The organism is Streptomyces sp. NPDC093071 (assembly GCF_044754545.1).
Lineage (GTDB): Bacteria > Actinomycetota > Actinomycetes > Streptomycetales > Streptomycetaceae > Streptomyces.
This window is the reverse complement of the sequence record NZ_JBIVPH010000004.1, coordinates 312,796-325,858: the sequence shown is the minus strand read 5'-3', so window position 1 is coordinate 325,858 and position 13,063 is coordinate 312,796. Positions and strand designations below refer to the sequence as shown.

The 13,063-nt window shown below is 73.6% G+C and carries 7 protein-coding genes; 6 read left to right on the top strand and 1 reads right to left on the bottom strand.

Annotated elements, in window-relative coordinates; all coding sequences use genetic code 11:
• The first annotated feature begins 70 nt into the window (after positions 1–70).
• The 4 genes from ACIQD7_RS18350 to ACIQD7_RS18335 all read left to right on the top strand — a co-directional run bounded on the left by ACIQD7_RS18350 (position 71) and on the right by ACIQD7_RS18335 (position 9,200).
• Positions 71–3,310 carry a serine/threonine protein kinase gene (locus tag ACIQD7_RS18350; protein WP_402442738.1) on the top strand — a complete coding sequence of 1,080 codons (3,240 nt, stop codon included), beginning with the start codon at positions 71–73 and terminating at the stop codon, positions 3,308–3,310.
• A gap of 114 nt (positions 3,311–3,424) precedes the next feature.
• Complete coding sequence (locus tag ACIQD7_RS18345; RefSeq protein ID WP_402442736.1) at positions 3,425–5,263, top strand: protein kinase; 1,839 nt, start codon at positions 3,425–3,427, stop codon at positions 5,261–5,263.
• A 152-nt stretch (positions 5,264–5,415) separates the two neighbouring features.
• Positions 5,416–7,200 (top strand): succinic semialdehyde dehydrogenase, encoded by a 1,785-nt coding sequence (locus tag ACIQD7_RS18340; protein ID WP_402442734.1) that lies wholly within the window; start codon positions 5,416–5,418, stop codon positions 7,198–7,200.
• An 80-nt stretch (positions 7,201–7,280) separates the two neighbouring features.
• Positions 7,281–9,200, top strand: a complete 1,920-nt coding sequence (locus ACIQD7_RS18335) for a GMC oxidoreductase (protein WP_402442732.1) — start codon at positions 7,281–7,283, stop codon at positions 9,198–9,200.
• A gap of 663 nt (positions 9,201–9,863) precedes the next feature.
• On the opposite strand, the gene ACIQD7_RS18330 is transcribed toward ACIQD7_RS18335, so the two are convergent.
• Positions 9,864–10,193, bottom strand: coding sequence for a chorismate mutase (locus ACIQD7_RS18330; RefSeq protein ID WP_402442730.1), 330 nt, complete (start codon positions 10,191–10,193; stop codon positions 9,864–9,866).
• Positions 10,194–10,515: 322 nt separating this feature from the next.
• On the opposite strand from ACIQD7_RS18330, the gene guaA reads away from it, so the two are divergent.
• Positions 10,516–12,108: a glutamine-hydrolyzing GMP synthase gene (gene guaA / locus ACIQD7_RS18325; protein ID WP_402442728.1), complete on the top strand. Its 1,593-nt coding sequence runs from the start codon at positions 10,516–10,518 to the stop codon at positions 12,106–12,108.
• A gap of 165 nt (positions 12,109–12,273) precedes the next feature.
• Positions 12,274–13,062: a class II aldolase/adducin family protein gene (locus tag ACIQD7_RS18320; protein WP_402442726.1), complete on the top strand. Its 789-nt coding sequence runs from the start codon at positions 12,274–12,276 to the stop codon at positions 13,060–13,062.
• Position 13,063: the final 1 nt, after the last annotated feature.

The following is a 13,063-nucleotide window of genomic DNA, read 5'->3' as shown; positions in this document are numbered from 1 at the left end:
CTCGCGTGATCCCGCACGATCCGGGGTACCCGCGGGTCCACGGGGGACAGCGCGGGCGTGGGGAGGCGTCGTGGACGACTACGCGGGAAGGGTGCTCGCGGACCGCTACCGCCTGCCGCTGCCGCCGGAGGACGGGTCCGGGGACGGGCACGACCTGACGGAGACGCGGGCCTTCGACACCTACAGCGGCCAGGAGGTCCTGGTCCGTCAGGTCCCGCTGCCGGAGTTCGTCGACGCCGAGGTGGTCGACGCCGCCGGACCCGGCGGGCCCGCCGGTCTCCACGGCGGCGCGGGCCGGGCCGTCCGCCGCCCCGCCGAACCCGTCGTGCGCCGGGCGATCGAGGCGGCCCAGGCCGCCGCGCAGATCCCCGACCACCCCTTACTGGACCAGGTCTTCGACGTCTTCGCGGAGGCCGGTTCGCTGTGGATAGTCAGCGAACGCGTGGTGGCGGCCCGGCCGCTGGCCGCCCTCCTCGCCGAGCGGCCGCTCAACCCGTACCGGGCGGCCGAGATCGGCGCCGACGTCCTCACCGCCCTGCGCGCGCTCCACGCCCACGGCTGGGTGCACCGGAACATCACCTCCCGGACCGTCCTCGTCTGCGACGACGGCCGGGTGGTCCTCTCCGGCCTCGCGGTCGGCGCCGCCGAGGAGGCCCTCTGCGGCTACGCGCCGGTACCGGAACAGGACCTTCCCGACGAGTTCGCGTATCCGGCGCCGGTGCCGGAGCAGGCCGCCGGGGAGCCGTACGCGTCGGAGCCGTACGGGCCCGAGACATACGGATCTGAGCCGTACGGGCCCGAGGGGTACGACCCCGACTCCCCCGAGCAGGAGACGTACGAGCCCGGGGTGTACGAGGCGGAGACGTACGAGCCGGAGGCGTACGAACCCGGGACGCACGAGCCGGACGCGTACCGGCCGGAGGCGTACGCGCCCGAGCGGTACGAGGCCGAAGGGCTCGCGCCCGCCGAGGAGTACGGGGTCGTCCCGTACGGGACCGGGGAGTACGGACCCGGAGCGTACGAGACCCGGGAGTACGGCTCGGAGACGTACCACCCCGAGATCCACAGCCCCGAGACCCACAACCCCGAGGCGTACCACCCCGAGACCCACCGTCCCGAGACCCACCGTCCCGAGATCCACCGTCCCGGCCCCTACCGCCCCGAAGACCGGGAGTCCGATCCGTACGCGTCCGAGGCTCCGGAGACCCCCGAGGTCCCGGCAGCCTCCGAGCGGGCCGGGCTCGACGCCGGAGCGGGGGACGGGCCGTCGGACGAGGGCTCCGGCGGCGGTTCCGCTCCGGGGGCCCGGCCCGTCCCCGATGCCTACGGTGCCGACCCCTACGGGAAGTCGACGCCGGCCCCCGCCGAGGCACGGCCCCCGGTCACGCCGCCGACCGCCGACGTGCGGGCCGCGCGGGCCGGGGCCATCGCCGCCTACCGGGCCGGTGCGCGGGCCGCCGCCCGGCTCGGCGAGACGGGGGCGCTGCCCGACCGGCGCCCCGTGCCCCCGGAGTCGCCGGGACCGCCCCCGCCGACGGCCCAGGCGGAGGGATCGCCCGAGCCGCAGTGGTGGGCGCGGGTGGCGGACGACGACGAGGACGACGAGGACGACGGCGACGAGCCGTACGGCGGCGGACCCCGGAACGGCCCGCCGCCGCGCGCGATGCTGACCGGCAGCTGGAGCGACGGCCCGCACGCCGCGCGGGACGGCTCCGGGCCGGTACCCGCGGGGGGCGGTTCGGTGCTGCCCGGTTCGGGGCGCCCGGCGCTGCCCGCCGGATACCGGGCGGCGGGCCCGGACCCCGAGCGCCTCCCGGTCCCCGCGGGCGTCCCGGAGCCCCGGCGGGAGGAGCCGGCGACGGTCCCGGCCGAGCCGTACCGGGGCCCGACCACGCGCCTCGCGGCGGAGCGGGCCCGGCAGACCCGGATCGCGGTCGTCGGCGCCGTCACCGAGCGCTGGGCGCCCGAACAGGCCGGCCCCGTCCACGAGAACTGGCGCCTCGCGGCACCCATCGGTCCCGCCACCGACCTGTGGGCGCTCGGCGCGCTCCTCTACCGCGCCGTCCAGGGCCACGCCCCCTACCCGGAGGACAGCGCGGCCGAACTCGTCCAGCTGGTCTGCGCCGAACCGCCCGCCTTCGCCGAGGAGAGCGGACCCCTGCGCCCAGTCGTGGAGTCGCTGCTCCGTCAGGACCCGACCGAGCGGCCCGACTTCGAGGAGCTGCGCGGCTGGCTGCGCTCCCTCGTCCGCTCGGCGCCCGAGCCGGACGCCGGGGTCGGCGTCGTACCGCTGCCGTCCTTCGACGAGACGCGGCTGCCGATCGTGCGCCGGCGCGGCGAGCTGGTGCGTCGGCGGCGCAAGGGGGAGGGCGCGGGCCGCCGCCGTCACAAGCGCGGCAAGGACCCGCGCGCCGAGACCCGGCACGAGCCCCTCCGCGCGTCCGTCCGCGAGCCGGTCCGCGAGCACGCGCGCGTACGGGACGATTTCCGGGACGAGTCCGACGGCGGGTACCACGAGCAACTCCCGCAGCGCGCCCCGCGCGCGCCCCGGTCCCCGCGCGCCCCGCGCACCTCCTCCGGGACCGCGGGCTCTCCGCGCGCCCTGGGCTGCCTGCTCCTGACCCTGGTCCTCCTCCTGCTCGTGGGGGCCGTCGGGTACGCCGTCCTCTTCATGCCCCGCGAGGGGGAGGAGCCCGCCGGGTCGGGCACGCCCACGGCCGGCGGCACCCCGGCCCCGACCGCGAGCGGCCCCGCCACGGGCGGGCCTTCCACCGGCGGCCCTTCCGCGAGCGGTTCGCCGAAGGCCACCCGGCCGGCCACGACCAAGCCCCCGGCGACCCCGTCGGGCCCCGCGCTCGCCGCCGGATATGCCCTGCGCCAGGACCCGGAGGGGTTCCGGATCGGGGTGCCGAACGGCTGGCGGCGCAGCCCGGTCAACGGCTCCGGGCAAGTGCGGTACACCGGCGGCGGCTTCACGATGATCGTGGTCCCCGGCCGGGACAGCGTGCGGGACAACGGCTCCGACCCGCTGGCGTACCAGAACGACAGGGAGCGCGAGCTGGAGCCGTGGCGTGCGTCCAGCTGGTCGGGCGCGGAGCGCACGCTCCGGGTCGACATCGGCAGCACGGCGACGGCCACGGGAAGTTACTGGTGGCTGGACGGCACGGGACGCGAGGTGTTCGTCCGCAACCTCGCCCTGATCGACGGCGGCCGCTACCACGTCGTCCAGGTCATCGGCCCGTACACCGAGCGGGACAAGGTCTCCGAGATCTACGACGAGGCCACGAAGGCGTTCCGGCCGGGCCGCTGAGCCCGTGCCGGTCCACCGGCCCCCGGTCACAGTGCTGTTCCTATGACCGCCCCGAGGTTTCGCGGTCCGTGCCCCCCTCCGTAACCTGGCGTCAGAAGGAACGGGCGGGGGCAAATGGAACATTCACAGGGCACAGGGGCGGGGCTGCTGCTCGCCGGTCGCTATCGGCTGGGCGAGTCCATCGGACGCGGCGGCATGGGCAAGGTCTGGCGCGCGCACGACGAGGTGCTGCACCGCGTGGTGGCGGTCAAGGAGCTGACGGCGGGCCGGTTCGTGGCCGAGGCCGACCGGCTCGTGCTGCACGCCCGTACGCAGAAGGAGGCGCGGGCGGCCGCGCGGATCACGCACCCGGGCGTGGTCACCGTCCACGACGTCCTCGAACACGACGCCCGCCCGTGGATCGTCATGCAGTACGTCGACGGGCCCTCGCTCGCCGACGCCGCCAAGGAGGCGGGCACCATCGAGCCCCGCGAGGCGGCCAGGATCGGGCTGCACGTCCTCGGCGCGCTGCGCGCCGCGCACGCGGCCGGGGTGCTGCACCGGGACGTCAAGCCGGGCAACATCCTGCTCGCGCGCGACGGACGCGTCCTCATCACCGACTTCGGGATCGCGGCGATCGAGGGGGACTCGACGATCACCCGGACCGGTGAAATCGTCGGCTCCATCGACTATCTGGCACCCGAGCGGGTGAAGGGCGGCGATCCCGGGCCCGCCTCCGACCTCTGGTCGCTCGGGGCCACGCTCTACACGGCGGTGGAGGGCACCTCGCCGTTCCGCCGCACCTCCCCGATCAGCACCATGCAGGCCGTGGTGACCGAGGAGCCGCCGCACCCGGAGAAGGCGGGGGCGCTGGCCTCCGTCATCGTGGCCCTGCTGCGCAAGGACCCGGCGCAGCGGCCGCGCGCGGACGAGGCCGAGCGGATGCTGATCGAGGCGATGGAGGGGCGCGCGCCGGCGGCGGCACAGGCGTACGTACCGACCCAGCGGGTGGCCCGGGAGGACATGGAGCCGACGGAGGGCACGGAGGGCACGGGCGGCCGGAACGCACCGGGTGGCGGGGCGGGTACGGCGGACCGGTCGGGCCGTACCGACCAGGAGGGGCAGGCCGATCAGGCGGGCCGGGCGAATCAGGCGGGCCAGGCGGGCCAGGCGGGCCGGTCCGCGTCGGGGACCGCGAGCCCCGCCCCACGCGGCTCCACCGCGCAGTGGCCCCAGCCGCCCCGGGAGCTCCCGCAGCCCCGGAAGCCCCAGCCGCCCCAGGGCTCCCCGCCCACCCTGGTGCCGGGCTCCGCCCACGCCCCGTCCGGCCGGGGCCGCTGGCGCACCGTCGTCCTGGCGGCCCTGCTCGCCGGACTCGTCGCGGGCGGCGCCGTCTTTGCCGCCATGAACTACGCGGGCGGCGACCGCGTCGCCGGCGGCACCGGGGGAACGGGCACGGTCACGGCCCCGGCCCCGCCCCCCTCCGCCGAGAACGAGGGGAAGGACGGAATCCCGGAGGGCTGGCACCGCGTCGACGACCCGGAGGGCTTCAGCCTCCTCGTCCCGGACGGCTGGAAGCGCCAGACGGAGGGCGACCAGATCGACTACACCCCGGACAACGGCAACCACCGCATCCGGATCAGCATCGACCGCAGCCCCGACTTCGAGAACCCGTACATGCACGCGCTCGACCTGGAGCGACTCCTGACGAAGCGGATGGACTACGCCCGGATCAAGCTCCTCCCGACCACCTACCGGGACCAGACCCTCTCCTGCCTGTGGGAGTTCACCTGGACCGAGAAGAAGAACTTCCCGGGACCCCGGCGCGCGATCGACCAGATGTACTACTCCGACGACGGCACCGAGTACGCCATCTACATGTCCTCGCCGGAGTCGAGCTGGGAGACCACCCGGGAGCAGTTCGACATCGTCCTCCGGCACTGGCGGGAATCGGGCGAGCAGGCGGGCGGGTAAAGGCCGGAAAAATCTGCGCGGGCGGCCTCCGGTGGCCGTAAGCCGCTGATCAGGGCTTATGTGCCAGTGATCGCTGGCGTGGTGTGCGCCCCTGGTGAAAACGCGTTACCGACGGGTACCCAAAGGGCGTGGGGCGCCTTACGCTCGCCCTCATGACGGACTCGCAGGCCCCCGCCGCCCCTTCGGCTCCCGACGCCCCCGCCACCGAGACGGAGGGCACCGCCCCCGCGCCCGCAGCCGCGACCGGAGCCGCCGCCCCCGCAGCGCAGACCGAGACCGCGCAGACCGAGACCACGCCGGCCGAGACCGCGCCGACTGGAACCGCGCAGACCGGAACCGCCGCCCCCGCCGGTGCCACCAACCCGGTCGCGCCCGCGCCCGCCGGCGCCCGGACCGCCGCCGACGTCGTGACGCCCGAGGTGGTCGCCCGGCTCGTCCGCGGCGTGGTCGGCTCCGGCCGGACCGCCAACCACACCCCCTTCACCGGGGAGAAGCTGGCGGACCTGCCCGAGTCCACCCCCGAGGACGTCGCCGAGGCCTTCGCCCGCGCCCGCGCCGCCCAGCCGGTCTGGGCCGCCACCCCGGTCCGGACCCGCGCCGCCGTGCTCCTGCGCTTCCACGACCTGGTCCTCCAGCGGCAGGCCGAGGTCCTCGACCTCATCCAGCTGGAGACGGGCAAGGCGCGCCTGCACGCCCACGAGGAGGTCCTGGCGGTCGCCGTCGCCGCCCGCCACTACGGCCGCAAGGCCCCCTCGTACCTGCGCCCCCGCCACCACACCGGCGTCGTGCCGACCCTCACCAAGGTCACCGAACTGCGCCAGCCGCGCGGAGTCGTCGGCCAGATCGCCCCCTGGAACTACCCGCTCGAACTCTCCGTCGGCGACGCGCTGCCCGCCTTCGTCTCGGGCAACGCCGTCGTCATGAAGCCCGACACCGAGACCGCGCTCACCGCCCTGTGGGCCCGTGACCTGCTGATCGAGGCCGGTCTGCCCGCCGAGGTCTTCCAGGTCGTCCTCGGCGAGGGCCCGGTCGTCGGCCCCGAGGTCGTCCGGCACGCCGACTACGTCTCCTTCACCGGCTCCACCCGCACCGGCCGCGAGGTCGCGCAGGGCGCCGCCGCCCGCCTGGTCGGTGTCTCCCTCGAACTCGGCGGCAAGAACGCCATGCTCGTCCTCGCGGACGCCGACGTCGAGAAGGCCGCCGCCGGCGCCGTCCGCGCCTGCTTCTCCTCCGCCGGACAGCTCTGCATCTCCATCGAGCGCCTGTACGTGCACGAGTCCGTCGCCGACGACTTCGTCGCCCGGTTCGCCGCCCGAACGAAGGCGATGCGGCTCGGCACCTCCCTCGCGTACGGGGCCGACATGGGCTCCCTCGTCGGCGAGCGGCAGCTGGAGACCGTCAAGCAGCACGTCGAGGAGGCCGTCGCCAAGGGCGCCAAGCTGGTCGCGGGCGGCGTCGCCCGCCCCGACGTCGGCCCCCTCTTCTACGAGCCGACCATCCTCGACGGCGTCGAGGCCCCGATGGCCGTCTGCCACGAGGAGACCTTCGGCCCGGTCGTCTCGATCTACCGCTTCACGGACGAGGACGAGGTCGTCGAGCTCGCCAACGCCACCCCGTACGGCCTCAACTCCTCGGTCTGGACGAAGGACTCGCGGCGCGGCCACGCCGTCGCGGCCCGGCTGCGCACCGGCACCGTCAACATCAACGAGGGGTACGCGCCCGCGTACGGCAGCGTGCAGTCCCCGATGGGCGGCATGAAGGACTCCGGGCTCGGCCGGCGCCACGGCTCCGAGGGCATCCTCAAGTACACCGAGGCCCAGACCGTCGCCCAGCAGCGGCTGATCCCGCTCGCGCCCTCCTTCGGGATGGACGACGAGAAGTACGCGGCGTTCATGAGCCTGTCCCTGAAGGCGATGAAGGCCCTGCGCCTGCGCTGAGGCCCCGGGCCCCCGTCGGTGGCGGGGGCCCGTCCCTTCCCTCTTCCACCCCTTTTTCCGTACTTCGTACGAGGAGAGCCATGACCGCGGTACCCCCTACCCAAAATCAGGAGCAGGTGGAGGACGGCGCGTACGACTACGACGTCCTCGTCGTCGGCTCCGGCTTCGGCGGTTCGGTCACGGCCCTCCGCCTCACCGAGAAGGGCTACCGGGTCGGCGTCCTGGAGGCCGGGCGCCGCTTCACCCGCGAGACCCTGCCGAAGAACTCCTGGGACCTGAAGAACTTCCTGTGGGCCCCCGCCCTCGGCCTCTACGGCCTCCAGCGCATCCACCTGCTCGGCAACGTCATGGTGCTCGCGGGCGCCGGCGTGGGCGGCGGCTCCCTCAACTACGCGAACACCCTCTACGTACCGCTCAAGGCGTTCTTCGACGACCCGCAGTGGAAGGACATCACGGACTGGGAGGACGAGCTGCGGCCGTACTACGACCAGGCCAAGCGGATGCTGGGCGTCCGGCTCAACCCGACGATGACCCCCTCCGACGTGCACCTGAAGTCGGCCGCCGAGGCGATGGGCATCGGCGACACCTTCCACATGGCACCGGTCGGCGTCTTCTTCGGGGACGGCGAGGACGCCGACGGGAAGGCCAGGGCGAAGCCCGGCGGCGAGGTCCCCGACCCGTACTTCGGCGGCGCGGGTCCCTCCCGGCGCGCCTGTGCCGAGTGCGGCGAGTGCATGACCGGCTGCCGCCACGGCGCCAAGAACACCCTCAACGAGAACTACCTCCACCTCGCCGAGAAGGCGGGCGCGACCGTCCACCCCATGACGACCGTCGTCACCGTCACCGAGGACTCGCGCGGCGGCTTCGCCGTGAAGACCCTGCCCACCGACAACCGCAAGAAGGGCAGGGGGCGGACGTTCACCGCCCGTCGGGTCGTGATCGCGGCCGGCACGTACGGCACGCAGACCCTGCTCCACCGGATGAAGGACACCGGGCTGCTGCCCCGGATCTCCGACCGGCTCGGCGAGCTGACCCGCACCAATTCCGAGGGCCTGGTCGGCGCGCAGACCACCGACCGCCGCTACCGGAAGAAGCACGGCGGGGGGAAGGCCGACTTCACCCGGGGCGTCGCCATCACCTCCTCGGTCCACCCGGACGAGAACACCCACATCGAGCCGGTCCGGTACGGCCGGGGCTCCAACTCGATGGGCAGCCTCACCGTCCTCCAGGTGCCCTACGGCGCCCACCGGGTGCGCAACTGGGTCCTCAACATGCTCCGGCACCCCGCGCTCGCCGCCCGCTCGCTCTCCAACCGGAAGTGGTCGGAGCGGACCATCATCGGCCTGGTCATGCAGTCCCTCGACAACTCCCTGACGACCTACCGCAAGCCCGGCGGCATCGGAAAGGGCCTGCTCACGGCCCGCCAGGGGCACGGGGCGCCGAACCCGGTCCAGATCCCGGCGGCCACCCGGGCCGCCAGCCTCCTCGCGGAGGAGATCAACGGCTTCGCCGGCTCGAACGTCGGCGAGCTGATGGGCACCCCGCTCACCGCCCACTTCCTGGGCGGCTGCCCGATCGGCGCGGACGCCGCGTCCGGCGTCATCGACCCGTACCACCGGCTCTACGGCCACCCGGGGATCTCCGTCGTCGACGGGGCGGCCGTCTCCGCCAACCTCGGCGTGAACCCGTCCCTGACGATCACCGCCCAGGCGGAGCGGGCCATGTCCTTCTGGCCGAACAAGGGCGAGGAGGACACGCGCCCGGCGCAGGGCGAGCGGTACGTACGGCTCGCGGCGATCGAGCCGAAGGCCCCCGCGGTCCCGGCCGAGGCCTTCGGCGCGCTGCGGCTGCCGTTCCTGGGGATGCCGAGGATGCCGGCCCCGGACCTGTCCGAGGTCTCGCCCGAGGCCATGGCCGACTCCTCGCCCGAGGCCCCGGCGAAAGCCCCGGCGAAGGCGTCGTCGAAGGGGTCATCGAAGGCGTCGTCGAAGCGGGAGTGACGCCCGTCCGGGCCGGAACGGCGGCCTCCGGGCCGGAACGACAGAAAGGGCGCTGCATCCCCCTCCGAATGCAGCGCCCTTCCGGCTTTTGGTGTTGCTGCATGGTTGACCCGCCACCCCCGCGATTGGTTGTAGCGGTTGCACAAGATCTTGATGTGACGCGCGTCACGTCGTGGGGGCGGGCGTACGCGCGAGGGCCCCGTGGCGCGATTCCGGTCGCGCGACGGGGCCCTCGGGGCCGACACCGGTGTCAGGGCAGCCACGGTGCCGAACGGAGCGGCGCCGGGGGGTCGCGCCGCTGGGGGAGGGGATGCGGTGTGTGGGGGGACGGGGGACGGGGTCTTCGCGGAGAGGCGGGGAGTACGGGATGGGGCCGCGGGAGCACGGCCGGAGGAGCCGGTTGCGGTCGGCCCCGGGCGTCCCCGGGACCGACCGCCCCTTCTGGGTGACCGGACCGCTGTCCCCTGCTGCCCGGTCACGAGCGCTGGTGCGAGGTCCCACGGCGCACCGGAGAGGTGCGCCACACGCCCCAGCGAAGCCACGCGTGGTTTCCTTCTGGCCCGCCCCTGGCTGGCACGGACAACCGGACCAACGAAGCCGGAGCGGGGCCGGTCACGCGCCGTACGGGTGAGAGCGGGTCCGAACTCGGGTGCGGGCACCCACTCAGATGCGTCCCCGGCACAGCTCCAGCATCGTCATCGCGAGCGCCGTGCCCGGCTTGCCGAGGGCGTCCCTGTAGTGGCCGAGGACCTCCATCTCGCGGTTCAGGTTCACCCGGCGGCCGCCGGAGGAGATCCGCGCCTCCTGGATGACGGCCGAGACGGCCATCCGTTCCTGGATGAGACCGATGATCCGGTCGTCGAGGGCGTCGATGCGCTCACGGGCGTCGCCGATCAGCGCCGCCGCCTCGTCGGTGCGGGCGCCGGTCTTCTCGGTGGTCTTTCCGGCAGTCTTCTCGGCGGTCTTCTCGGCGGTGGCGGTCTGCGTCGTCATGGTGGGGCTCCTGGGGTGTCGGATGCCCCGGGGCGGTCCGGCCCGGAAACGACAGAGCGCCCCGGGCCTTGTCGGCCCGGGGCGCCTGGGAAGTCGCTTGTCAGTTGCTCAAGCAGCACGACCATGGCAGCCGGTGGGCCGGTTGCCATAGGTAAAGACGAAGGTCGGGTGCTTGCGCATGGCGACAGTATGGACCCCGGCCCGGACCCGGGGCCAAACCGGGTTCGGATGGTGAGACGAAAAGTCCGACCGGCGCGCCGGTAGAATCGACAAATAGCACCCCTTTCGAGGGACCCTCTCCTACCGCCGGAAGGCCGCCGTAGTGTCATCAGCGACCCCCGCTGCCGCGCCCGACGTCTCCAACCCGGACGTAGTCCTCGTTGTCGACTTCGGCGCCCAGTACGCCCAGCTCATCGCCCGCCGCGTCCGTGAGGCCCGGGTCTACAGCGAGATCGTCCCGTCCACCATGCCGGTGGCCGAGATGCTGGCCAAGAACCCGAAGGCGATCATCCTCTCCGGCGGCCCGTCCTCCGTGTACGCGGAGAACGCCCCCCGTCTCGACCGCGCGCTCTTCGAGGCGGGCGTCCCCGTCTTCGGCATGTGCTACGGCTTCCAGCTGATGGCGACGACCCTCGGCGGCACCGTCGACAACACCGGCGCCCGCGAGTACGGCCGCACCCCGCTGCACGTCTCCAAGGCCGGCTCCACCCTCTTCGAGGGCACCCCGGTCGAGCAGTCGGTGTGGATGTCGCACGGCGACGCCTGCTCCGCCGCCCCCGAGGGCTTCTCCGTCACCGCCTCCACGGACGTCGTGCCGGTCGCCGCCTTCGAGAACGACGAGAAGAAGCTGTACGGCGTCCAGTACCACCCCGAGGTGCTGCACTCCACGCACGGCCAGCAGATCCTGGAGCACTTCCTCTACCGGGGCGCCGGCATCGAGCCGAGCTGGACCACCGGCAACGTGATCGAGGAGCAGGTCGCGGCCATCCGCGCCCAGGTCGGCACCAAGCGCGCGATCTGCGGCCTCTCCGGCGGCGTCGACTCCGCCGTGGCCGCCGCCCTCGTGCAGAAGGCCATCGGCTCGCAGCTCACCTGCGTGTACGTCGACCACGGCCTGATGCGCAAGAACGAGACCGAGCAGGTGGAGAAGGACTTCGTCGCCTCCACCGGCGTCAACCTCAAGGTCGTCGACGCGCAGGAGCGCTTCCTCACCGCCCTCGCCGGCGTCTCCGACCCGGAGACCAAGCGGAAGATCATCGGCCGCGAGTTCATCCGCGTCTTCGAGCAGGCGCAGCTGGAGATCCTCCAGGAGGACGGCCCCGAGGTCGCCTTCCTCGTCCAGGGCACGCTCTACCCGGACATCGTCGAGTCCGGCGGCGGCACCGGCACCGCCAACATCAAGTCCCACCACAACGTCGGCGGCCTGCCCGACGACATCGAGTTCGAGCTCGTCGAGCCGCTGCGCCAGCTCTTCAAGGACGAGGTCCGCATGGTCGGCCAGGAGCTCGGCCTGCCCGACGAGATCGTCCAGCGCCAGCCCTTCCCCGGCCCCGGCCTCGGCATCCGCATCGTCGGCGAGGTCACCAAGGAGCGCCTGGACCTGCTGCGCGAGGCCGACGCCATCGCCCGCGAGGAGCTGACGGCCGCCGGTCTCGACCGCGACATCTGGCAGTGCCCGGTCGTGCTGCTCGCCGACGTGCGCTCCGTGGGCGTCCAGGGCGACGGCCGCACCTACGGCCACCCGATCGTGCTGCGTCCCGTCTCCTCCGAGGACGCCATGACGGCCGACTGGTCGCGCCTGCCCTACGAGGTGCTCGCCAAGATCTCGACCCGCATCACCAACGAGGTCGCCGACGTGAACCGCGTCGTCCTCGACGTCACCAGCAAGCCGCCGGGCACCATCGAGTGGGAGTGACCGCTCCCGCACGCGCCTGAAACCGCCGCCCCGCACGACCGGGGCGGCGGTTTCGTCGCGTCGGGACGCCGGCCGGGCGGTTTCGTCGCGCCGGGGCGCCCGTTCGGCGGTTTCGTCGTGTCCGGGCTCTGGTGACCCGACCGGCCGGGCACTACCTTCCGGCGCATGAGCGTGATACCGGACCCCGTCCCCCTCGACCGGCTCCACTTCGCCATGCCGCCCGTCCACGCGACGGCCGAGGAGGAACGCGTCCACCGCAAACAGCGGCTCGCGGGCGCCCTCCGGCTCTTCGGACGGTTCGGGTACGAGGAGGGCGTCTCGGGCCACATCACCGCCCGCGACCCGGAGCTCCCCGACTGCTTCTGGGTGAACCCCTTCGGGGCGCCGTTCGCCGAGACGACCGCGAGCGACCTCATCCTGGTCAACGGCGACGGGCAGGTCCTCCACGGCGGCCGGCACGTCAACCAGGCCGCCTTCACCGTCCACGCCCAGGTCCACCGGGCCCGGCCCGACGCCGTCGCCGTCGTCCACACCCACTCCCTCCACGGCCGGGCGCTCGCCGCTCTCGGCGAACTCCTCGACCCGCTCACCCAGGAGGCCTGCGCCTTCTACCAGGACCACGTCCTCTACGACGCCTACACCGGCGTCACCGTGAACCCGGAGGAGGGACGCCGGATCGCCGTCGCCCTCGGCACCTCCAAGGCGATCGTGCTCCGCAACCACGGCCCGCTCACCGTCGGCACCTCCGTCGACGCGGCCGCCTGGTGGTTCATCGCCCTGGAACGCTGCGCCCGCATCCAGCTGACCGCCCGCGCGGCCGGAAAACCGGTCCTGATCGACCACCACGACGCCGTCGCCACCCGCGAACAGCTCGGCAACGACCTCGTCGCCTGGATCAACTACCAGCCCCTCTGGCGCAGGATCAGCCGAGCGGAGCCCGAACTCCTGTCGTAAC